This is a genomic window from Chitinilyticum litopenaei DSM 21440, assembly GCF_000428145.1.
Classification (GTDB): Bacteria; Pseudomonadota; Gammaproteobacteria; order Burkholderiales; family Chitinibacteraceae; genus Chitinilyticum; species Chitinilyticum litopenaei.
In genome coordinates this window covers 1-21,551 of record NZ_ATZJ01000041.1, presented here as the reverse complement: position 1 = coordinate 21,551, position 21,551 = coordinate 1, and the positions used below count along the sequence as shown (strand labels likewise).

The window sequence follows — 21,551 nt, the reverse complement described above, 5'->3', positions numbered from 1 at the left end:
GGCACATTATTCCTCGCCTGTGCGGCGAGGAATAATGTAGTGGTTGCGAGCGTTTTTGGGCGGGGCGGTGGATTGCCTTTTCACCACTAGCGTTCTCGTGGTAGCTTATTGATGAACTCAATAATCTCATCTAGGCGATATCGCACGGACTTATTGTTTAAGTATATCGGCTTAGGAAAGCCAGCCGAGCCTCGTAGTCTGTATAAAGATGATTTTGACGTGCTGAGCATTCTTGCAAATTCTTCCGTTGTGATCAGTTCCATTTAAGTGCCCTCTAAAGTGTTAGGCTGAAAATTTTGATGCTGGCCAATTCAAGCCTGCATACGTGCGGCCGCGCTTGTGGCTATCAATGCTGACATGCTTAGCATCACAAACAATGGCGCCAGACTGCATAAGCCTAGGCGATGTAAAATAACAAAGCTCAGCGGAAATAGCTTGTGTCAACAGCACTTTCTTGCTGCGTCGAAATTAAAAAAATAATAAAAAAATATATTTTTCAAAAGCCGCGACTTAACAATGACAGCCTGCCCGCAAAGGTTGTCCACACTTCGGCTGTCTCTGAATAGCAGGTGGTCGAGCTCACTGTTCGAATTGATGTTCAGGCGCAAACGGGAGATGCAGCAAAAACTGCGTGAAGGGCATCGCCTGCACGGACAAGACATGCCGAGCGGTCTTGCAATTTCTGGTCACGATGTAGGCGCAGTGAGGGGATGATTGCGAGCTTCTTCGGTGATCGAATCTCTGCTGGAAACAAAAAGCGCAAGCTGAATGTTGCGCTTCTTTGCATGGCTTGATCGGAGGCTGGGGCAGGGGGTTTACCAGTCAGGTCGTCGTGTTGCAGCAACCCAATGGCTTGGCAGCGTTGATGTGAGCGGGCGAAATATTTCCACTAAAGGCACTATTTGACTGAAGCTTGCGTGCACATGATGCAGTTGCTGGCACCGTTAATGGCAGAGCCTGATGGAGCTGGATTTCTGTTTTGCCTCGGCGACTTGTTCGGGGCGCTTTGTTTGCACTGCTGTTGGACGTGGAAAGTGTTCTGATCGGCGCAATCTGCTGGGAATTGCAGTAGATCTGGGTGCCTTTGCCGTGGCCGGCTAAGAGAAAGGGGGTTGACTATGATCCTGGTGATCGATCTGGAAGCAACGTGCAGTAACGATGGCGCAATCCCCGCACACGCGATGGAGGTCATTGAAATTGGCGCTTGCTGGGCTGAGGCGGATGGCCGTGTCATCGACCAGTTTCGGTCGTTTGTGCGCCCCATCGAGCGCCCGGTACTGACGGAGTTCTGTGCCCAACTGACCGGTATTCGGCAGCAGGACGTCGATTCCGCGCCGAACTTTGCTGAGGTCTGCCTGGCGTGGCGCGCATTTGCTGCCCAGCATGCCCAAGCCGAATCCGTCTGGCTGAGCTGGGGAGCCTATGATCGCAAGCAGATCGATCTGGAAATCGCACGGCATGGCATTGCCCACCCGCTTCCCTTGCCGCACATCAACGCCAAAAAGCAGTTCGCCAAGCTGCAACGCGTGGGCAAGGAAGTCGGTATGTCCCGCGCGCTCAGCCTCTGTGGGCTGGAGCTGGAAGGGGCGCATCATCGGGCGCTGGACGATGCGCTCAACATCGCCCGGATGCTGCCGTGGATTACGGGGGCGCGATTGCTCCGGGACGAGAAAGGGGGTGTGTCGCGCCCGTGCTGATGGCTGCTTAGATCATCCGGCATCCCTCAACCGAGCTGCCCGCCCCCTCACCTGACGCAACCTGTTGATGACCGCGTGAAAAATGCCTGCCAGGAGGCGTGGTGTGCTACTTGATTTGTTGCGAATGCTGAAGGCAAATGCAGTGTTTTTGCTTTCTTTTTGCTGTCTAGATTCGTTTTTTTTCTGGCGTGGCTGCCGGTTGAGGTGGCGCAGCCTGCCGCATACAGATGGGCCCTGGGGGGCGCTGATATACCTCGTGGTATACCTCGAAGTAGACTCCGTAATCTACTAAGGCCCCTTGGACCAGGTCGAAGGGCGATAATCTACTACCAGGTATACTTCAAGTAGACTTCGCAGTCTGAAGTAGATCTGAAGTAGATCTGAAGTAGATCTGAAGTAGATCTGAAGTAGATCTGAAGTAGATTAACTGCTCAACGCGCGTGTTTGGCTCCGCGCTGCCGCTGCGCGGCGTAAATGTAAGAAGGACATGCCCGCGCCGTACATCCAGCATGACGGCAGGACGGTTTTGTAACCTCTGCTTTCATAATTATTACTTCGTAAGGTTGCTGGTGCTGCCAGGCCGCAAGCGCCAGGTCCGTGGGGCGTCGCGGTCGCACACCGCCGGGCATGCCAGTGCGCAGCGTCCCGGCCCAGAGCGGACAGACCGGTGTCCACGCGCGTGCGGCGTGAACACCCGGTATGTGATTGTTGCTGTCCGTCGGGTGGGGCAGGCTGACCAAAACGCTCATTCCCCTTGATCCGTCACATCCCGCCAGCAACGCCCGAGCTGGTTGTCGAGTGCCGCGATCCGCTCATACACATACATCGCGTCAGGGTGGTAGCCTGGTGGACCGCTCAGTTGATAGCGTCGCCCGGAGCGGCTGATGTACTGGCGCTGTGCCGGATCACCAACGGCGGTCACCGGCGACGATACCCGTCCTTCATAGCCGCAATACCCGACCAGGCGCAGCACGCGGCTCTGATCTTCTAGGCGCACCTCAAAGATGCGCCATGCGGTCAGGACGGTTTCCGGTTCCTGGCTGGCGGGAATGGCAAGCCAGACATGCTCATGATCGGCGCTCATGGCAAGACCTCCTGCGACGGATGGCTGGGCTGTTTCTGGCCGGTGCGTGCCTTGCGGGACGGCCGGGGTGGCGGGGCAATCTGCCTGAGCGTGTTGTTGGCGAGCAGCGTGAACACCGCCAGCCTGGCGCTGTCCGCATCAGGATAGCGCAGCGAGCCTTGCCGCGTGTTGATGCAGATTTGCCAGGCGCCACCCGGCGCGACCGGGTGGATGTCTATGCGGTAATGGCGCCGGCGATAATGCCAGACCCCTCGTTCATCACATGTCCAGTCCCGCGAGTTCATGAAGCGCTGGCAGCGTTGCTGCTGGCTCGGTGTGGCTTGCGGCTGTCCGGTCAGGGCTTCGGCGCACTGGCAGCCGACCTGTAGCGGCGGCCACTGCGGGTGCCCGAGCAGGTAGCCATGCCGTAGCTCATGGCCGCACAACTCGCAGTGGCCGGTGAGCCCCCCATGATCGATGATCCCCAGCAGTTCCCAGCCATGCTGCGGGCGCAGTACGCCATGCTCACGGGCATGGCAGCCACTGCACAAGGTTTCCATTGCGGACAGCGGGTATTGCCAAGGCAGCTGCCCTGGCAGGTAATAGAGATGATGCGCCTGCAAGGTGACGCCCTCGACTGGTCCACGGCCACACTGGCGGCAACGATGCCCGTTGTGCGCCAGTACCTGCTCACGAAACGCCAGCCATTCGCTGGCGCGGTAAAGTGTGGTGTACATGCAGTAATCCTCCTCGGTCGGTCAGTGCAGGAAACCAAATGGGCGCGCGCCATCCAGCACGGCGGGGGCGGGCGTGATCGCCGGCACCAGCCGCTGCATGGGCGCGGTCATCTCCCGGGCCTGCATCCGTGCCCGCACCACGTCCTGAATACCAGCCTGCAAGCGCCGCTGCACATCGCGCAGCGAGGCACAGCTCTTCCACATGGCCTCACACAGCGCATCCGGTAATTCCTCGACAAACCAGCCTGTCATGCCCTGTTGCTGCAGCAGGTCGCGATACAGCTCGCGCGCGAGAGTGCGCTTGACTGCGGTGGAGTATGCGGTGGACAGCCGATGCTCCTTGCAGCGACTCCGAAGGGGCGCTCCCAAGCACTGCACATCGTTCGCCGTCAGCACAAAGGACAGGTAATCCAGTCGCGCAGGCAGGTTGACATAGTCGTCTTTGAAGGCGCGGGCATTCTCGGGTTCAAGGAGGTTCAGCAAGACGTCTTCCACGTTGCCCCAGCGAGACCCACCGGTTTTGTCCACTTCATCCAGGATGACCAGCGGATTGCCCACCGGGCAGTGGGCCAGCTGCTGGATCAGCGAGCCCGGCGCGCTATTGCTCCAGCTCTGTGAATTGCCCCGCAAGGTCAGCACATCACCGCTCCCGGCCAGTGCAAACGTGAGGCACGGGATGTCGAGCGCTGCGGCGAGTAGGCGGCAGAGGCGGGTTTTACCGTGTCCGGGCGGGCTGTGCAGCAAAGTGGCGGGCAGGCGCAGCGGCAAGCCCTGCACGATCTGCAGGTAAATGACGACCTTCAGCTCGTCCAGTACCGTGGCAAACTGCGGTGCCCGTGCCTGCAAGTCATTCAGTGCATCCAGCATTCCCTCGTTCGCCAGACGTAGCGGTTTGGGCCGCAGAAACGCTTTCAGCAGCTCGCAGTTGGCGCGCTGGTCAGCGCGAGCCTTGAGGAAATCCAGCCGTGTCTGCAGCTCGGCGGGGTCATAGATGGCCAGCGCCGCAGGGTGCGGCTTTGCCGCCGTCCTGGCAGCGGGGTCTGGCAGACCCAATGCGCGCAGCAGATCAGACTGGCCTGCCTGCAGATGATCAAGCAAGTTGCATGTGTTCAATGTGTTCATTGCAGAGACTCCTTGTCAGCCGGCAGCGTGTGACACCAGTCGTGCAGCCGTTGGGTTACGCGGTGCAGCAGTGCATCCATCGCCACGCTGGATTGCGGGCCGGTCGCCACCAGCGGCAAGCGCGCATGCACCTGCACCTGCACTCCATCGGCAGTGACCCAGCAGGTCATCGGCCATTCGCCGCCATTCGCCTGATTGCAGGCCACCACCAAGGCTACCGCCAGCGTGGCTGGCCAACGGCACACCGAATCAAGCTCCAGCGCAAGTTGCTGGCCGCACCGTTGCCAGCGCGCCGCAAAACGGACGTTGCGCGCCGGGAGTGGCCACTCTGTACACCAATCGATCATCAGGCCGCCTGACGCGGCTTGGTCCGACTCGACGCGCATGGGAAACTCACCGCCCGCCAGCAGGCTCCGCCATCGTGCGTCCCAGTCAGCCGCGGATGGCTGGCGAAATGCGGCCGTCTCCTGCCAGCGAACCCCGTACGGCAGCGTCAGCAACTGCGTCAATTCTGGTGCCGCTACCTGCTGATTGAGAAACCACGCCTGCTGCTGCATGACCCAGTGCCGGACCGGCTCGGGTTGTTGCAGCAGCATCTCCTCATCGGCAACCGACAGGGGCGCGGCCTCTGGTACCAGCATCTGCCAGTCGTGTTCAAGCCGCCTGTGCTGCAAATACGACGCCGGCAGTTGGATTCCACGCACCCGGAAATCGTCATCCGGCAGATGCAGGGGTGAACACCACAGCACCAGCGGCGGCCGATAGCGGGAAATCAGGGCCGACAGCGTGGTCGGGTTGCCGCTGGTCAGCACCGGAATGTGTCCGACCGGCAGCACGACAGGCCAGAGCGCCTCATCCTCACTCAGCACCAGCGCCGCAAATCCTGCGTCCTGGATGCTCTCGGCGATCACCCACTCGGTGCCTGGACTTGCAAGCTCAGGCAGCTGAACCACCCAGGACTGCGGAACCAGCCGCCCGAGGCCCGGCACACAGAGCTTTTGCAGCAGCAGGCTCAATTCGCGCGCCTGCAAACATTCATAGTGAAACCAGCCCGGCTGCGGATCCTCTTCGCAGTAGGACTCGGAGTGCCGCTGCAGATCAGCCTGCCGGAACGCCTCGACGGCTTCCTCGTCCAGCGGTGGCAAGTGCTGCAGGTCATCGTCGAGACGGGCTCCGCCTGTCACGCCGGGTACAAATCGGGGCTTAATGCGACTCATGATCGTTGCTCCTCAAGCGGACAGGGACGTGTTGCCGGATTTGACAGCATTAAAATCCGCATGCGGACACTGCGACGTATTGGCGGCGCCCATCTGGCTAGGGCCAGACCAGGGATTGCGAGGGGCGCAGGCATCATGAATGCGCGCGGCCAGCTCTTCAGAAATGAAACAAGTGGTGCTCATGGTTTTGCTCCTGTCTGAGATGTAAAATCAGGAGACCAATTTCCATCAACACAAAGCAAGTTGATCTCCTGAAGATCATTTTACACAGGAAAAGACCTTTTGCAAGTCTTTTTGATCTTCAGTAGATCATTTTGATGCGAGAATACACATGATCAAGTGCCATCTATCCAGGATCATGGGCGAGAAGCGATTGAAAATCAGCGACGTTGCCCGTGACACCAATCTCAACCGCGGAACGCTCACGCGGCTTTATCACGAGACAGCAGAGCGTATCGAACTTGAAGTGCTGGACGCGCTTTGTCGGTACTTCAACTGCAAGATCGAAGATCTGATTGAGTATCTTCCCGAGGCGCAGACAGGGCAGGATCACGCGGAATGAGTGCGTTCAGCGTCCCATGGCATGATGAATCACCCTGGGTTTCGCGGAGGCTGTTTTGTGTGAGTCGGGCCGGTACGGCCTGCTCGCTCAGACTGCGGTAGTAGTTTGCCTCCACCTCCGTCGGCGGGATGTAGCCGAGCGGTGCCAGCAAACGCTGGTGATTGAACCACGAAACCCACTCCAGCGTCGCCAGCTCCACCGACATCCGCGAGATGTACCGTCAGCCGTACAAGTCTTAATCCCCTTCGGAAAGTCTGGGCGGGGAAACACAGACCTGATGATTGACGCAGCCCTGCGGCAGGTTGTTCGCTGTCAGGCCAGCGATGGATTTGCGTCCGTCGCGAGCTTAAAAGATCAGCCAGGACGGCGGTCGCCGGTGCGAGCGCTCGACGCGGGTGCGTGCACCGCACTTCGGACAGTTGCTGTCATGCGGCTGATCGCGCAGGGCGCCAAGCCCGCGCGCCAACAGGGCGACGTAAGGATGGTTCGTGCCCGCAGCGGGTGCAGCGATACACCAGTGGCGGCGAGTAGGGGGCAGGAAAAAGGGGACATGGTGTGCTCCTATTGGTGAAGGCGAGCGGGGCTGGTGTGCTCAGAATTCGTCATGGGAATCGTCGTCGGCGTAGAACCAGCCTTCTTCATCAGAGCGGCAGTAGTCGTCCATGTCTGACTGGGCTTCTTGCCATTGTTCCTGCCATTCCGGGTCTTCATCTTCCGGCGCGGCTTCGATCTCGACTTCTTGTGCGGCCAGTTAGGCGTGTTGTTCCCAGTCCTGCAGCCAACACGCGTGGATAATCGTTCAGTTCCACCGTGATAAGCACCTGTTGTCCGGTGACAGGTTCGCTCGTGAATGAGTTTCGGGATCATTCCTGGGACGCCAATGAGCTGCATGTTCGCCATGATGCTGCAGAGTTCATCAGGCCCTGGGTTCACTTTGCCATTACGCAGGCAGGACCAGATCGCATCAGCTGGTGGCAGCGCCTGCAGAATGGGTTGTGGTTGGACATAGTGCCGAGCAGCACTGTGGTCATCAGCAAACACGTCAAGGTGACCGATGCCACCAGCTCCGAATTGAGTCCGCAATAACCATTCCTGTTCGATGGGCATCCGGGCGCGTCGCTCAATGCCGCGAGCATCCAGCAGGTTATGCATCAGACGCCGCATCGGTGAATAGGGATCCTGAGGTGGTAATAAAGACTGGAGTTGTGGTGGTAGCTGTTGGTGGGAACAAGGCCACTGCCAGCGGTTCTCCCCGGTCAAGTCGTGCAGCATGCTAAAACCCGGCTTGTCCATGCCATCATGGATGACGCGTTATCTGCAATTCCATGGCAGTCAAACCATATCCGCCAATTTGACGGGTATGCCCTGATATCGGGTCCAGATCACACCAGTACGTTCCAACAGTGCGACGTCCTTTGCTCAAGCAATTGAGTCATTGAATCCGGATCAGCGAGCATGCTTGAGTGACGTCGATTCATCTTTTATCTTTTCGCCTCCGTTGCATAGAGCCAGCCGGAAGTTCACCTCCCGGCCGGTTGAGGGGGGTCTTACTTCAGATCAAAGCGGAATTGCTCGGTGGCCTTGCCCGGCAGAGTCACCTTCACCAGTGCCTTGGCTCCAGGAGCCAGCTTGTACTGGCCCTGCGCCATAAATGAGTTTTCTCCGGAGGGTTGCAGCTTCAGCACTTGCTTGTCCTTGCCGGTCAGCAGGGTCACTTCGCCGCTGGCGCCTTTTGTGGCGAGCTTCTCATCGTGGTGGCTAGTCAGATACACCATGATCATATTGCCTTCACTGGAGAACTCAGCCCGAGTACCCGAAGTGGCTTCTGCCATGATGCCGTTATGCATGGGTTTCATCACGCCATCCGCCAATGCCATTGCGGAGGCCAGAGAAAGCAGCGTTACGAGCAGTACTTTTTTCATGTCGATTTCCTTTGGATTTGAATACCCATGTGAGTGATTTAGAACATTTGCTGGTCAGAGTCGGCCAGTAGACGTTTCAGCGGCTTTTCGCCGAACAGCCAGAACATCAGCGGCGTAAGCAGCGTATCGAGCAGGGTCGAGCTGACCAGTCCGCCGAAGATCACCACGGCAACGGGGTGCAGGATTTCCTTGCCCGGGGCATCGGCGGCAAAGAGCAGCGGAGTGAGCGCGAGGGCGGCTGTCAGCGCGGTCATCAGTACCGGCGTCAGGCGTTCCAGCGAGCCACGGATGATCATGGCCTGCCCGAACGATTCCCCTTCGAATTTGCACAGATTGATGTAATGACTGACTTTCAGGATGCCATTGCGGGTGGCAATACCGGTCAGCGTGATGAAACCGACCAGCGACGCCACCGAGAGCGTGATGCCGGCCAGCCACATGGCGATGACACTGCCGATCAGTGCCATGGGGATATTGCCCATGATCATCGCGGTAAGCGTGACCGACTTGTAGCGGCTGTAGAGCACCATGAAGATCAGCGCCAGTGACACCAGTGACAGCCCGGCAATCAGCCTGCTGGCGGCTTCCTGAGCCTGGAACTGCCCTTCCAGACTGATGAAATACCCATCCGGAAGTTTGTTGGCCGCTATTTTTGCGCGGATCTGCGCAATGATCGCGGCCATGTCCGAGCCGTCGGTATTGGCCGAAATGATGATGCGGCGGCGGCTGTTTTCACGACCGATCTGATTGGGGCCGTCGCCTTCCTCGATGGTCGCGACCTGGCTAAGCGGAACCCGACCGTGCGGTGTATCGATCAGGATATTGCCCAGTCCCTGCTGGGTACGCGCACTGTCCGGCAGGCGGATCACCAGATCGAAGCGCTTGTTGCTGTCGATGATCTGCGCAACGGTGTCGCCCTCGCCCAAGGTTTCCAGTACGCGCAGCAATTCGCCCGGCGCCACGCCGAGGCTGGCTGCACGATCATAGTCCAGCCGCACCTTCAGTTGCGGAATCAGCACCTGCTTCTCTACCTGCAGATCGGTCAGGCCGGGGATACCAGTCAACGACTCTTTCAGTAGCGCCGCCTGACCGCGCAAGGTATCCAGATCGTCGCCATACAGCTTGATGGCAATCTGTGCGCGCACGCCGGACAGCAGATGGTCAAGCCGGTGCGAGATGGGTTGCCCCACGGTGGTGGTGGCCGGCAAGGGGGCAAGGCGACTGCGAATATCGGCCAGCACCTCGTCCCGGCTGCGCTCGGATGCCTTCAGGTCGATATCCAGCTCGCTGGTGTGCACCCCCTCGGCATGCTCGTCGAGCTCGGCCCGCCCGGTACGCCGACCGACACTTTCGACCTCCGGCACCTCCAGCACCAGCTGTTCGGCCAGGCTGCCGACCCGGTTAGCCTCGGCCAGCGAGGTACCCGGGTTGAGCTGCAGACTGACCAGTAGCGTGCCTTCATTAAAGGCTGGCAAGAAGGCGCGCGGCAGCAATGGGACGGTTGCCAGCACGGCCACCAGCAGCAGCACGGCGGCCACCAGCAACTTGCCGGCGTGCGGAAAGGTCGCCAGCAATAGACGCCGATCCCAGCTTTTGAGCCATTGCACCAGCTTGCCGTCACCGTGATCGATCTGCTTCATGCGCGGGAGCAGGTAATAACACATGACAGGCGTCACGGTGAGCGCCACCAGCAGACTGGCCAGAATCGAGGTGATGTAGGCCACGCCCAGCGGGGCAAACAGCCGTCCCTCCATGCCCGGCAAAGCAAACAGCGGAACAAAGACCAGCACCACTACCAGCGTTGCCACCACCACACCCGAGCGCACTTCATTGCAGGCGCTGCTGATGACACGCATGACATTGAGCGCGCCTTGCGGTTTCTGCTCCTTCAGGCGCCGCAGCACATTTTCGACATCCACCAGTGCATCGTCGACCAGCTCGCCAATCGCGATGGCCAGCCCCCCCAGTGTCATCACATTCACCGACAAGCCCATGGCCTTGAAGATCAGGAAGGTCAGTGCCAATGACAGCGGAATGGCCGTGAGCGAAATGACCGTTGTGCGCATGTTCATCAGGAACAGGAACAGGATGACTGCCACCATGATGGCGCCGTCTCGCAATGCTTCTTCGACGTTGCCAATTGACGCCTCGATGAAATCGGCCTGCCTGAACGACACTTGCGGCATGCTGATGCCTGCGGGCATGCTCTTCGCCATGCTGTCCAGCGCCTGCTCGATTTCGCGGGTCAGGCGAACCGAATCGGCTGTAGGCTGCTTTTGCACGCCAACGATCACGGCCGGCTTGCCATCAAAACCCGCGTCGCCGCGTTTGAAGGCGGGCGCAAATTTCACATCGGCTACCTGCTTGAGCAGGATAGGCTGGCCGTTGTTGTCCTTGACCGCCAGGTTTTGCATGTCCTCCAGCCGCGTGGTGCGCCCCATGTTGCGAATCAGGTATTCACGGGCATTGACCTCCAAATACCCACCGCTGGTATTGCTTGAGAACCCTTTGAGTGCATTTTCTATGTCGCCATACCCCACTGATAGCTGCGCCATCAAGGCGGTATTGGGCTCCACGCGAAATTGCCGAACTTCGCCGCCAATCGGAATGACTTGCGCCACACCGGGTATGGACAAGAGGCGGGGGCGCAACACGAAATCAACGTACTCGCGCACGGCCATCGGACTGACCTTGCCGGGGTCGGCCGGAAAGGCAATCAGCATGATTTCGCCCATGACGGAGGAAATCGGCCCCATGACCGGCTTCACGTCGGGTGGCAGGCTTTCCCTGACCTCGGCCAGACGTTCAGCCACCAATTGCCGGTTGCGATAGATGTCCGACCCCCAGTCGAACTCTGCGTAAATGATGGACAGGCCGACACCGGATACCGAGCGCACCCGGCTGACGCCGGGCATGCCATTGAGCGAGGTTTCCAGCGGGAAACTGACCAGCTGCTCCACTTCTTCCGGCGCCATGCCGCCGGCTTCCGTCATGATGGTAACGGTAGGCTTGTTGAGATCGGGGAATACATCGACCGGCATGCGGCTGGCAACGATGCCTCCCCATACCAGCAAGATCAGTGCAAAGGCACTGACGAACAGCCGGTTATTCAGGCTGTGATTGACGATCCAGCTAAACATGATTCACCTCTTTAGCGGATCTGGTTGATCAGGGTGGCGCCCTGAGAGACAACGCGAGCCTTGGCAGGTACGCCGCGAACGAGTACTGACTCACCATCCAACGGTGAAACCTGTACGGGCAAGGCACGGAATATCAGCGCGCTTTCATGCAGCCAGACCACGGACTCATTGGCTGCATTTTTGACCACACTGCTGGCCGGCACCTTGATGCCTTTTACTTGCTCCTTGCTTTGCGCCACGATCTTCACCGGCTGACCAAGCGCCAGCGCTATCGTGACTTCCGGCTTGAAGCGCAGCGGCAAGGCGCCATCGCGCAAGGCCAGCGCGCCCCCAAGGTAGCGCAGTGGCTTGCCGTTCAGCGTCGCACCGGCAATCGCATTGACCATTGCGGCGTCGTAGGCCAGTGCTTCGATCAGCATACCGTCATTCGCCACGACTTCGAAAACCAGCGCGCCAGCGTCGACCATCTGCCCATTCACCGCATTGCTGGAAGCAATCACGCCATCCACCGGCGAGCGCAGCGTTTCGCCAGCGCTTCCCGCCTTCAGCGCAGCAACTTTAGCCCGGGTGGCTTGCAGCTGAATCATCGCTGCGTCGATGTCCTTTCTGGCCACGCTGCCGGTCAGTTCTGCCAATCGGTTCGCAGTCTGTTCGGCCAGACGAAGCTCACTCTGCGCCTGGGCCAATTCAGCCTGACGTTGTGCGGTTTCAAATGAATTGGCTACTGGCGTGATGCTGCCTAGAACCTGGCCTTTGCGAACCGTTGCACCCAAGGGCGGGAATCCGCTACTCGGGGTCACAAGTTTGCCAGCAGTCCCGGCCTGCACCCTGCCGCCTTTATTGGGATCAAGAACCACATGGCCGCTGAGCTCGAAGGCTTTGGGGAACGAGGCCTCAACGGCCTGTATCGTGCGGATGGCCAGGCGATGCTGGGCGGATTTGGGTAAAGACACACGCCCATCAGGCAGGCGTTGCGGTTTATCCGCCGAGATAGCGACCTGAGGAGCATCGCCATGATCCTCACCACCATGAGCCCATAGCGGCGTTGATGCCAGGCACAGGAGAATGGAAAGCAGCTTGTTCGTTTTCATGTGCGGGCTCCAGCAAAACGGCGACGAAAAATCAGGGCGCTGCCGCCAAGCAACAGCAAGGCCACCCCTCCTGACAGCCAGTACGGCCATGGGGGGCGATTGGCATGGTTTTCGGCGCTGGGAGCGCTGGCGACGATGAGAGTGCTTTCCAGCAAATCCGAAGTGTCGCCGGCAATCACGGTAAAACTGAGCGGGTACTGGCCTGCTTTGCTCAGTGCAGGCGCGGAAGCCGTGTATTCACCAGGACCGACCGGCTTGAATGTCACTGTTTGCCCGGCGTAATCCATGTCAACCTGGGCGCCCTCTACTGGCTGATTGTCGACGTAGCGATCCAGATAGAGCTGCGCTTGTGAGCCCGCGAGCGTCAACACCAGTTCGAAATCCTGTGAATGCGCTTCTGCAAAGGGCTGATTTTGCGCCGCAGGCGCTACGACTGTCGCGCCATGATCCTCGTCACCATGCGCAAATACGGGAGTACTCAGGGCAAGCATCAGGGCAGTGGCAAGCACTATTTTGTTTTTCATTGAATTACTCCATTGGCCTGATTGCTGCGCGAGATGGCGCGGGCTACTTCAAGCTCGGATTTGGCTTGCAGCGATTGGGCGAGCCATTCTTCCTGCAGGGTCTTCAGATAAAATGCGAGGTCAAACTGGCCTTTTTGATAGCCTTTCTGCACCCAGACGGACTTTTCCCGTGCCAGCTCCAGTAGCTCCCCGGCATTGGCGGCATTGTCCCGAGCCAGTTGCAGTTCATTGACTGCGACACGTTGTTGCATCGCGATTTGGCGGACGATTTGCTCCCGATTGATCTGGGCGGTGCTGAGCGCAGCATTGATCGCTGCGACCTGCGCCCGATTCTGGGCACCGCCCCCCCAGGGGATAACCAAGCCCAGTTTGACCCGCCCACGGTAAGGCTCATCAAACGCATCGCGTTCCGAGGTATACGACAGGGCAAGTTCAGGCGTCCCCACACTGGATGAACTCGTTTTCTTCAGCTGGACATTGGCGGATTCGGTTTCGAGCGCGGCGCTGCTTAATGCAGGGTGCTCCGGATCGCTGTTTTGTAACACTTCCGCCTGGTCCGGCAGTTCAGCCCCCATGCTGATGAGCTGGAAAGACCGAAAGGCCTTGTCATGTGCCGCGCGGGCCAGGGCCAGTTCCCGGCGGGCATCCAGTTCAGCCTGTTTTGCCTGATTGGCCTCCAGCGGAGCGACTTCGCCAGCCTTGAGTTTTCTGGCGGTATCCGCGTTTATGCGCGCCAGCAATTCGAGCTTTCTACCTGCATTGCGTACCTCTGCCTCGCTAAGGCGAGCCTCCCACCAGGCTTCGCGCAGTTCGCCGGCCAGCTTCCATTTTTCAAACGACTGACGCGCAAGGAATGCGCGTTGCTCCACGGTGGCCGCATCCATTGCATTGCTGCGCTGGCCGGGTCGCCAGAGCGGAATGTCGACACCGACTTCCCACTCCCTGCGCCCCTGATTGGCATTCAGCTGATCGCTGGTGTGCGACACACCGAGCTTGGGTGGTTCCGGAGTCCATGCCTGGCTGAGATCAATTTGTGCAAGATGGTGCTCGGCTTCTGAGCGCCATTTGTCCTGCTGTGCAGCCCAGGCGTGATCCAGCACCTGCTGCAAAGAAGCGGCGTTTGCGCTGGCCAAAACGAAATAGCCAAACGCCAACCCGACTTTCATTGTTTTGAAAGTGGTCATAAGTCCATCCTTGACGGTGAAGAAACAAGTGTTCTTTCCGGCGCAATCAGGATGGCAAAACAGGGCTTGCGAACAGGCAGGCGTCATAGACCTCGGGGAGTACCCTCAAGGTTCAATGCTGTTTGATGCTGGAAGTGAGTGCGCCAGAATCAGGCGCGGCGCATGGGGGGGCGCAGAGGCGGGGGAAAGTCGAGTGTAGACCAGGCTTGTACCATCTCAGGAACGATGACGGCACCCATGCTGGCATGGAAGGAGGAGTCATCGGCTACCGGCAACGCGGATGCACAAACTGCACAATGGCTGTTCTGAGTCTTGGCCACGGTTTTGTTGGCATGCGAGTCGTCGCCATGATGGCCTTGCTCGCCATGTGCGGAGTCGGCCTGGTTCATGTCCTTCCCGTGATACCCGGTATGGGTATCATCATGAGGTGCAAGCAACTCCTTCGCCGCAGCCACGTTCATGGCCAAGGCGAGGGCAAGCAGCACTCTGAGAAGAAGTTTCGTAAAGGACACAAGGCAACCTGATAACTACATGTCTTGAAATGCTACGACGAAATGCAACAAAGGTGCAAGCCTTGCCTGACTGGGTTTCAGTGTCTTGCAGGAGGTTTGTTGCAACATCCGCCTTGTTTGTTTTGCAGATGATCTCTTGAGTTTTGATCCATGTAGTCGTACAGCATGGCCTTCCATCGCCAGAGTCGGCCGAAGGGCTGCTGGTTTTGCAGGCATTCAGCCAAACGGCCAAATTGAACGACCCGGACATCGTAAGTCACAATAAGCCCGCATGCACTTTCGAGCGATTCAATCACACCAGGCATAGTGTCCAAGTCATGCCGAATACCAGCCTTTAGCGCAGCATGTACTGGTATCTCACGAGTTCTCCGCCATGCTTCAAGCATTGATTACTCCCTTAGCGATTTCTTCGTGTGCGTGGTTCTTGATGCAAATCAATGGACGCCGCTAGAACCGCCTGCTGAATGCTTCTATCATTATTGACATGGGCACAAAACGATTGTTCCTTTTGCTGATGATATGGGCGCTGGCCTTGTCTCCGCTGCTTATGCGGCAGAGCATGGCGCAGATGCCTCCTGCTGCGCAGGCCGCAGCCAGCATCATGCAGCACGCTCAGCCACATGCAGAAAATAGCAAGCATGCCGGCTGTCAGGATTGTTTTGCTGCTCCCGACCACAGCCACGATGCCGGCATCTCACAGGCTGCTGGTGGATGTTCCACCTCGGATTGCTGTGACTCGCACTGCAGCAGCCTTGCCCCCCTCCTTGATGCATTCTCCCTGTCACAGCTGGAACATCCGGCTCTCTCTGCGCCGCTTGCCACTCCGCGCACAGCCACGCTCGCGCTGCCTTTCCGTCCTCCCCGTCTGGCCTGACGTCGCCCCATGACTCCCTGAGTCATGTCCGTGCCCATTGGCACGCGCCGTCATTGTGTCCCTTTGCGTGTTTCCTGGCCGATTGGCGTTCATCGCGGACGCTCATCGCCAGCGTGACTGCTCGGGTGCTCACGACACGCCGTTTGCCAATGGTTTGACCCTGACGACACATTGATCGTCGTCACCCCAGAGGCCCATCATGAAAGCCACTCCTACCCGATCCGCACGGGGCGCGCTCGCCCTTGCCTTCACCCTCTCGCTTACCCTTGCGTTTACCTCCGCTGCACAGGCAGCAGAAACAAGCCCATCATTGGGCAGCTCGCTGCCCGAATTATTGCTCTGGGCCGAGCAACACAGCCCTGTACTTAAGGCCAGCCAGTACGAGGCACAAGCCCGACAGCAGCAAATCATCAGCGCCGGCGCGCTGGAAGACCCGATGTTCGCAATCGAATGGATGAACATCCCGAAGGACAATCTGTCGCTCGACCCGCGCAAGGCCGGCGAGATGAAATACACCCTCAGGCAGGCTTTCCCGCTGTGGGGCAAGCTGGACCTGAAGGAAAAAGCCGCCCGGTCTGGTGCTGATGCAGCCAGCCTGATGAGCCAGAACGTGCGCAACCAGTTGCGTAGCGATATCCGCTCGGCTTATGCGGCTTGGTATCGCGCCAGCTCGATCCAGCGCATCAACCGGCAGCAGCTTGATCTGCTACGGCTGATGGATGCATCGGCCAGTCAGCGCTACGCCGTTGGCAAGGCGCCACAGTCCGAATCACTGCGCATCCAGACTGAAATGTCCATGCTTGACAACGAAGCGCTGCAACTGGAATTGATCACCAGGCAATCACAGGCCACGCTGGCTGCGCTGCTGAATGTCGCGCCCAATACGCTGCAGGGCACGCCGACCGGCCTGCCGGTTGTTCGCAATGAAGGTCGTGACTGGCTGACTCTGGCGCACAGTCGCAATCCGGAATTGCTGGTCGCGCAAAAAGAACAGGAGGCCTCCGGCTACCAGCTGGCGCTTGCCGGCAAGAACAAGCTGCCGGGCTTGAACGTCAGCGCATCGGCCTATCAGATGGGAAGCGAAATCACCAGCTACGGCCTGATGCTGGAATTCCAGATTCCCTTGCAACAAGGGGCAAAAAACGCCGAGCAGGCTGAGGCGCTGGCCATGCAACAACGGGCCAAATCAGCGGAAGTGGCCAAGCTGCGTTCGCTGGAGGCAGAAATCGGCCAGATGCAGGCCATGTTCGACAACACCAGCCAGCAACTGGCGCTGCTGGAGCAAACCCTGCTGCCACAAGCGGAGCTGACCCTGCAATCCGCACTAGCCAGCTATGGCGCAGGCCGTGGCGAGTTCACGGCGCTGCTGGAGGCCCAGCAACAGATCAAGCGCTTGCGGCAGATGCGCCTGATGGCCGAAGTCGATCACTTCCTGGCGCTGAATGCGCTCACCCGACTCGCAGGGGATGAACAATGAAAACAACAGTAAAAGTACTAAGCGCCAGCATCGCGGCCATTGCACTTGCCTATGGCGGGTATTGGCTTGGTTCCAAACAAAATCAAGATATTCAGGTAAATACCAGCCAGGGTACGCGGAAGATTTTGTATTACCGCAATCCGATGGGCCTGCCGGATACCTCGCAAACCCCCAAGAAAGACCCGATGGGAATGGACTACATCCCGGTTTATGAGGGGGAAGACCAGGCCGCAAGTCCTGATGCCAAGGGCAAGATTCTGTATTACCGCAACCCGATGGGTTTACCGGATACATCCAAAACGCCCAAGAAAGACTCGATGGGCATGGACTACATCCCGGTTTACGAGAACGAAGTTAGCGGCCCGAATCTGGTGCGGATCAGCCCGGAGAAAATACAGCGCCTGGGCGTCAAAACGGCAGCGGCCGAACTGCGCCAGACTGGCGGCGATGTGCGCGCAGTTGGCCAGATCACCTTTGACGAGCGGGCTGTTGCCACCATCGCACCGCGTTACGAGGGCTGGGTCGAACGTCTGGTCGCCAGCGCCGTCGGTGACTACGTGCAACGGGGCCAGGTTTTGTTCGAGGCCTATAGCCCGGACATCTACGCCGCCCAACAGGAATATCAACTTGCCATTGCCGGTGAGCGACAACTGTCCAGCGCCAGTGAGGATGCACGCGCCGGCGTTGCAAGGCTAAGCAGTGGCAGCGTGCAACGGCTGAAGCAATGGGAAGTGTCGGATGCCGACATCAAGCGCCTGCAGCAAGGCGCCGCACCGCGCCGCACTGTCGCATTCCATTCACCGGTCTCCGGTGTCATCGTCGAAAAAACCGTGCTGCAAGGCGCGCGCTTCATGCCGGGCGAGGCCTTGTTGCGGATTGCTGATTTGTCGCGCGTCTGGTTGCAGCTCGATCTGGCCGAGCAGGATCTCGGAGCGGCTCAGGTGGGCAAGGTGGTGAATGTCACGCTGGACGCCTGGCCCGGCGAAGTGTTCAAGGGCAAGGTCGATTTTGTCTATCCGGTGCTGAACGCGGAAACGCGTACCGCCAAGGTTCGCGTGGTGCTAGCCAATCCAGGGAATCGGCTGAAACCTGGACTGTATGCTCACGCCGTGCTGGCGGGCAGCGCTTCCGGTCAGCAAATCAGTGTACCAGAGAGTGCTGTCATCGATTCCGGCAAGCGGCAACTGGTATTGATCAGTCTTGGAGAGGGGCGCTTCGAGGCGCGAGAGATCAGGGCCGGTTCCCGGAGCAATGGCTTTATCGCGGTGCAATCGGGTCTGTCTGTCGGTGAAGAAGTGGTCATGACGGCCAACTTCCTCATCGATGCCGAAAGCAACCTCAAAGCTGCGGTGAGCAACATGGCGACTGCCTCGCAAGAGAAAGCTGCTACGGCCTCCACAGCGGCTTCTGCACCTACTCCAGCCAGCCATGAGCACGGAGGCCACTGAGATGCTTGAGCACATTATTGCCTGGTCACTCAGAAATCGCTTTCTGGTGCTGCTGCTGAGCGCATTCCTGATCGTGGCCGGAGTCATTGCGGTGCAGAAAACACCGCTGGACGCGCTGCCCGATCTGTCGGATACGCAAGTCATCATTTACACCGAGTACGGGGGCCAGGGGCCGCAGGTGGTCGAGGATCAGGTGACCTATCCGTTGGTGACCTCAATGCTGTCGGTACCCAAGGCCAAGGTCGTGCGCGGTTTTTCCTTCTTTGGCGCATCGTTCGTTTACGTCATTTTCGAGGACAATGTCGACCTGTACTGGGCGCGCTCGCGGGTACTGGAATACCTGAACAGTGCCAGCGGCAAGCTGCCCAAGGGGGTGACACCAAGCCTTGGCCCCGATGCCACCGGGGTGGGCTGGGTGTACCAGTACGCCCTGCAGTCGAAAAACATGGACCTGGCCGAACAGCGCACGCTACAGGACTGGTTCCTGCGCTACCAGCTGACCAAGGCTCAGGGCGTCTCCGAAGTAGCCGGCGTCGGTGGTTTCATCAAGCAGTATCAGGTGACGGTCGATCCGGTGAAGCTGCGTGCTTACGGCATCCCGATGATGGCGGTCAATGAAGCGATCCGGCGCAGCAACCAGGACGTAGGCGGCCGCGTGATCGAGATGGCCGAAACCGAGTACATGGTGCGCGGCAAAGGCTACCTGAAGGGCGCGGACGATTTGCGCCAGATTGTGCTCAAGGCCAAGGATGGCACGCCGGTGCTGCTGCAGGATGTGGCGCGCATCGAAATCGGCGCCGATGAGCGACGCGGCATCGCCGAGCTGAATGGTGACGGCGAAGCCGTTGGCGGCGTCGTCATGGCGCGAGTCGGCGAGAATGCGCTGCACGTGATTGACAACACCAAGGCCAAACTGAGCGAACTCAAAGCCGCGCTTCCCGAAGGGCTGGACGTCATTCCCGTATACGACCGCTCGGAACTGATTGATCGCGCGATCAGTACGCTCAAAAACACGCTGCTGGAAGAAAGCTTGATCGTCGCGCTGGTGTGCGGCATTTTCCTGCTGCATGCACGCAGTGCACTGGTCGCCATCATCACCTTGCCGCTGGGAGTGCTGTTTGCATTCCTCTCCATGCGCGCGCTGGGAGTGAGCGCCAACATCATGAGCCTGGGCGGCATTGCCATTGCGATTGGTGCGATGGTCGATGCGGCCATTGTGATGATCGAAAACGCGCACAAGCACCTGGAGCGCGCGCCTGCGGATGCCGACCGGCGCGAGGTGATGTTCAAGGCTTGCAAGGAAGTCGGCCCGGCGCTGTTCTTCTCGCTACTGATCATCACCGTCTCCTTCTTGCCGGTGTTCACGCTGGAGGCACAGGAAGGGCGCATGTTCCATCCGCTGGCCTTTACCAAGACCTTCGCGATGGCTGGCGCCGCCATCCTGTCGATCACGCTGGTACCGGTGCTAATGCTGATCTTCGTGCGCGGCAAAATCCTGCCGGAACACAAGAATCCGGTGAACCGCTTTCTGATCTGGGCTTACCGGCCATTCATCAACTGGGTGCTGCGCTGGAAGAAGGTGACCATTGCACTGGCGGTGGTGGTACTGGCGGTAAGCTGGTGGCCGTTCTCCAAGGTGGGGAGTGAGTTCATGCCGGTGCTCAACGAAGGCTCGCTGCTCTACATGCCGGCGTCACTGCCGGGCATGTCGGTGACCAAGGCGGCGGAAGTGATGCAAACACAGAACCGCATCATCAAGGGCTTCCCGGAAGTGGCATCGGTGTTCGGCAAGGCTGGGCGTTTCAATTCGGCGACCGATCCGGCGCCGCTGGAAATGTTCGAAACGGTGATCAATCTGAAGCCGGAGAGCGAATGGCGGCCTGGAATGACCATGGACAAGCTGATCGCCGAGCTGGATCAGGCGGTGCAGATTCCGGGAGTATCGAACGCCTGGACCATGCCGATCAAGGCACGGCTGGACATGCTATCCACCGGTATCCGTACGCCAATCGGCATCAAGGTCTATGGCCGTGATCTGGCCGAGATCGAGCGCACTGCGCGTGAAATCGAAACCGTCGTGCGTGAAGTGCCGGGCACCACCAGCGCGTTTGCCGAGCGGCTGACTGGGGGCTTCTACCTGACCATCGAACCTGACCGCAGCAAGCTGGCGCGCTATGGCCTGCAGGTATCCGACGTGCAGGATGTCATCGCTACCGCGCTGGGTGGCGAGATGGCGACACTGACCGTTGAAGGGCGCGAGCGCTTTGGCGTGTCGGTGCGCTATCCGCGCGAGTTGCGCTCGGACCCCGACTCGATTGCCCGTGAGGTCCTGGTACCGGTCATGGGCGGCAGCAGCCAGATTCCGCTCGGGCAGCTGGCCGACATCCGCATCGAGAAAGGCACGCCGGGCATACGCACTGAGAACGGCCTGTTGACCGCTTACATCTACGTCGACATCCGCGACCGGGACATTGGCAGCTATGTGGCGGAAGCCCGCCGCGCGGTGGCTGAAAAAGTGAAATTCGCGCCGGGTTATTACGCGGTATGGAGCGGGCAGTTCGAATTCATGGAACGCGCGATGGAAAAAATGACCTGATTAGCAAGCCCTCTCAGCTTTCTTACGTAGCCACAATTCTGTCTTTGGGCCGCAAGCCACTACCGCCAGTAGTAAGCGTTCAGGCAAGGCATCCAGCCGGAAGCGGCGGTTGAAACGGTAGGCGATGGCGGCCAGGTAACGATCAGCGTACTTGCCGAAGGCAAACGCATGGTAAGCGCCCGAGAGCGTCATCTTGACATTCCCGAGCACGGTGTTGATCCAGTAAAACTCCGGCAAGTCCTTCGGTTTCTTGCCGCCAGCGACCCGAACCTCATGCTGGCAGCCCGCGGCAGTCACCGCCCGGAATGCCGGCAAGCCATCCGAGATCACTCGTGCGCCACTGGCCAGGTTGCTCTTGGCCCACTCGGCAATGGCCTTGGAGGTG

20 protein-coding genes and 1 pseudogene are annotated in these 21,551 nt (G+C 59.2%); 5 read left to right on the top strand and 16 right to left on the bottom strand.

Features of this window, described 5'->3' with window-relative positions; all coding sequences use genetic code 11:
- Positions 1 to 86: 86 nt before the first annotated feature.
- On the bottom strand, positions 87 to 263 hold the full coding sequence (locus C515_RS24935; protein WP_081686958.1) for a helix-turn-helix transcriptional regulator: 177 nt from the start codon (positions 261 to 263) through the stop codon (positions 87 to 89).
- Positions 264 to 1,118: 855 nt separating this feature from the next.
- On the opposite strand from C515_RS24935, the gene C515_RS0113640 reads away from it, so the two are divergent.
- A complete protein-coding gene (locus C515_RS0113640; RefSeq protein ID WP_028455992.1) occupies positions 1,119 to 1,697 on the top strand; it encodes a 3'-5' exonuclease in 579 nt (192 codons plus the stop codon).
- Between the two features lie 745 nt (positions 1,698 to 2,442).
- On the opposite strand, the gene C515_RS21100 is transcribed toward C515_RS0113640, so the two are convergent.
- From C515_RS21100 to C515_RS24060, 5 genes are read right to left on the bottom strand one after another with little or no spacing between them, the layout of a single operon-like run.
- Positions 2,443 to 2,781 (bottom strand): hypothetical protein, encoded by a 339-nt coding sequence (locus C515_RS21100; protein ID WP_051304943.1) that lies wholly within the window; start codon positions 2,779 to 2,781, stop codon positions 2,443 to 2,445.
- Entirely contained in the window at positions 2,778 to 3,497 is a 720-nt protein-coding gene (locus tag C515_RS0113630; RefSeq protein WP_028455991.1) for a hypothetical protein, read from the bottom strand. The genes C515_RS21100 and C515_RS0113630 overlap by 4 nt, the downstream gene beginning before the upstream one ends.
- Before the next feature lie 21 nt (positions 3,498 to 3,518).
- Positions 3,519 to 4,619 (bottom strand): AAA family ATPase, encoded by a 1,101-nt coding sequence (locus tag C515_RS0113625; protein WP_028455990.1) that lies wholly within the window; start codon positions 4,617 to 4,619, stop codon positions 3,519 to 3,521.
- Entirely contained in the window at positions 4,616 to 5,836 is a 1,221-nt protein-coding gene (locus C515_RS0113620) for a hypothetical protein (RefSeq protein WP_144290470.1), read from the bottom strand. Before C515_RS0113620 ends, C515_RS0113625 begins: the two co-directional genes overlap by 4 nt.
- 12 nt (positions 5,837 to 5,848) lie before the next feature.
- Positions 5,849 to 6,019, bottom strand: a complete 171-nt coding sequence (locus tag C515_RS24060) for a hypothetical protein (RefSeq protein ID WP_158380832.1) — start codon at positions 6,017 to 6,019, stop codon at positions 5,849 to 5,851.
- 148 nt (positions 6,020 to 6,167) lie between these two features.
- Here C515_RS24060 and C515_RS21095 point away from each other — a divergent pair, with 148 nt between their 5' ends.
- Positions 6,168 to 6,398, top strand: coding sequence for a helix-turn-helix domain-containing protein (locus C515_RS21095; RefSeq protein ID WP_043649603.1), 231 nt, complete (start codon positions 6,168 to 6,170; stop codon positions 6,396 to 6,398).
- Here the strand turns inward: C515_RS21095 and C515_RS24640 are convergent.
- From C515_RS24640 to C515_RS23620, 9 genes and pseudogenes are all read right to left on the bottom strand, one after another.
- Positions 6,328 to 6,609, bottom strand: a pseudogene (locus C515_RS24640) (hypothetical protein); the annotation flags it as partial. The gene C515_RS21095 and the pseudogene C515_RS24640 overlap by 71 nt on opposite strands.
- 350 nt (positions 6,610 to 6,959) lie before the next feature.
- The gene (locus C515_RS23635; protein ID WP_144290469.1) at positions 6,960 to 7,670 is read right to left on the bottom strand and encodes a hypothetical protein; all 711 of its coding nucleotides are present in this window, start codon (positions 7,668 to 7,670) and stop codon (positions 6,960 to 6,962) included.
- A 275-nt stretch (positions 7,671 to 7,945) separates the two neighbouring features.
- Positions 7,946 to 8,320 (bottom strand): hypothetical protein, encoded by a 375-nt coding sequence (locus C515_RS0113600; protein ID WP_028455986.1) that lies wholly within the window; start codon positions 8,318 to 8,320, stop codon positions 7,946 to 7,948.
- A gap of 38 nt (positions 8,321 to 8,358) precedes the next feature.
- Entirely contained in the window at positions 8,359 to 11,460 is a 3,102-nt protein-coding gene (locus C515_RS0113595) for an efflux RND transporter permease subunit (RefSeq protein ID WP_028455985.1), read from the bottom strand.
- An 11-nt stretch (positions 11,461 to 11,471) separates the two neighbouring features.
- Complete coding sequence (locus tag C515_RS23140) at positions 11,472 to 12,551, bottom strand: efflux RND transporter periplasmic adaptor subunit (RefSeq protein WP_028455984.1); 1,080 nt, start codon at positions 12,549 to 12,551, stop codon at positions 11,472 to 11,474.
- Complete coding sequence (locus C515_RS23630) at positions 12,548 to 13,060, bottom strand: hypothetical protein (protein ID WP_144290468.1); 513 nt, start codon at positions 13,058 to 13,060, stop codon at positions 12,548 to 12,550. Before C515_RS23630 ends, C515_RS23140 begins: the two co-directional genes overlap by 4 nt.
- Before the next feature lie 11 nt (positions 13,061 to 13,071).
- Positions 13,072 to 14,259: a TolC family protein gene (locus C515_RS0113580; RefSeq protein WP_028455983.1), complete on the bottom strand. Its 1,188-nt coding sequence runs from the start codon at positions 14,257 to 14,259 to the stop codon at positions 13,072 to 13,074.
- A gap of 149 nt (positions 14,260 to 14,408) precedes the next feature.
- Complete coding sequence (locus C515_RS23625; RefSeq protein WP_144290467.1) at positions 14,409 to 14,771, bottom strand: hypothetical protein; 363 nt, start codon at positions 14,769 to 14,771, stop codon at positions 14,409 to 14,411.
- A 77-nt stretch (positions 14,772 to 14,848) separates the two neighbouring features.
- On the bottom strand, positions 14,849 to 15,157 hold the full coding sequence (locus C515_RS23620; RefSeq protein WP_144290466.1) for a hypothetical protein: 309 nt from the start codon (positions 15,155 to 15,157) through the stop codon (positions 14,849 to 14,851).
- Between the two features lie 687 nt (positions 15,158 to 15,844).
- Between C515_RS23620 and C515_RS0113570 the strand changes: the two genes are divergently transcribed.
- The 3 genes from C515_RS0113570 to C515_RS21080 are packed head-to-tail and all read left to right on the top strand — an operon-like array spanning position 15,845 to position 21,166.
- Positions 15,845 to 17,122, top strand: a complete 1,278-nt coding sequence (locus C515_RS0113570) for a TolC family protein (protein ID WP_081686953.1) — start codon at positions 15,845 to 15,847, stop codon at positions 17,120 to 17,122.
- Positions 17,119 to 18,570: an efflux RND transporter periplasmic adaptor subunit gene (locus tag C515_RS0113565; protein ID WP_028455980.1), complete on the top strand. Its 1,452-nt coding sequence runs from the start codon at positions 17,119 to 17,121 to the stop codon at positions 18,568 to 18,570. The genes C515_RS0113570 and C515_RS0113565 overlap by 4 nt, the downstream gene beginning before the upstream one ends.
- Position 18,571: 1 nt before the next feature.
- Positions 18,572 to 21,166, top strand: coding sequence for an efflux RND transporter permease subunit (locus C515_RS21080; protein ID WP_043649610.1), 2,595 nt, complete (start codon positions 18,572 to 18,574; stop codon positions 21,164 to 21,166).
- Here C515_RS21080 and C515_RS0113555 read toward each other — a convergent pair.
- On the bottom strand, positions 21,167 to 21,551 hold a 385-nt coding region (locus C515_RS0113555; protein ID WP_028455979.1), incomplete at its 5' end, for a transposase.

Coding starts and splice junctions, on each gene's coding strand:
- C515_RS24935 (WP_081686958.1), bottom strand. CDS start 263: ATGGAACTGATCACAACGGAAGAATTTGCAAGAATGCTCAGCACGTCA.
- C515_RS23635 (WP_144290469.1), bottom strand. CDS start 7,670: ATGCTGCACGACTTGACCGGGGAGAACCGCTGGCAGTGGCCTTGTTCC.
- C515_RS23620 (WP_144290466.1), bottom strand. CDS start 15,157: ATGCTTGAAGCATGGCGGAGAACTCGTGAGATACCAGTACATGCTGCG.
- C515_RS24060 (WP_158380832.1), bottom strand. CDS start 6,019: ATGAGCACCACTTGTTTCATTTCTGAAGAGCTGGCCGCGCGCATTCAT.
- C515_RS0113640 (WP_028455992.1), top strand. CDS start 1,119: ATGATCCTGGTGATCGATCTGGAAGCAACGTGCAGTAACGATGGCGCA.
- C515_RS23140 (WP_028455984.1), bottom strand. CDS start 12,551: ATGAAAACGAACAAGCTGCTTTCCATTCTCCTGTGCCTGGCATCAACG.
- C515_RS21080 (WP_043649610.1), top strand. CDS start 18,572: ATGCTTGAGCACATTATTGCCTGGTCACTCAGAAATCGCTTTCTGGTG.
- C515_RS0113570 (WP_081686953.1), top strand. CDS start 15,845: ATGAAAGCCACTCCTACCCGATCCGCACGGGGCGCGCTCGCCCTTGCC.
- C515_RS0113595 (WP_028455985.1), bottom strand. CDS start 11,460: ATGTTTAGCTGGATCGTCAATCACAGCCTGAATAACCGGCTGTTCGTC.
- C515_RS0113600 (WP_028455986.1), bottom strand. CDS start 8,320: ATGAAAAAAGTACTGCTCGTAACGCTGCTTTCTCTGGCCTCCGCAATG.
- C515_RS21100 (WP_051304943.1), bottom strand. CDS start 2,781: ATGAGCGCCGATCATGAGCATGTCTGGCTTGCCATTCCCGCCAGCCAG.
- C515_RS21095 (WP_043649603.1), top strand. CDS start 6,168: ATGATCAAGTGCCATCTATCCAGGATCATGGGCGAGAAGCGATTGAAA.
- C515_RS0113625 (WP_028455990.1), bottom strand. CDS start 4,619: ATGAACACATTGAACACATGCAACTTGCTTGATCATCTGCAGGCAGGC.
- C515_RS0113565 (WP_028455980.1), top strand. CDS start 17,119: ATGAAAACAACAGTAAAAGTACTAAGCGCCAGCATCGCGGCCATTGCA.
- C515_RS0113620 (WP_144290470.1), bottom strand. CDS start 5,836: ATGAGTCGCATTAAGCCCCGATTTGTACCCGGCGTGACAGGCGGAGCC.
- C515_RS0113630 (WP_028455991.1), bottom strand. CDS start 3,497: ATGTACACCACACTTTACCGCGCCAGCGAATGGCTGGCGTTTCGTGAG.
- C515_RS0113580 (WP_028455983.1), bottom strand. CDS start 14,259: ATGACCACTTTCAAAACAATGAAAGTCGGGTTGGCGTTTGGCTATTTC.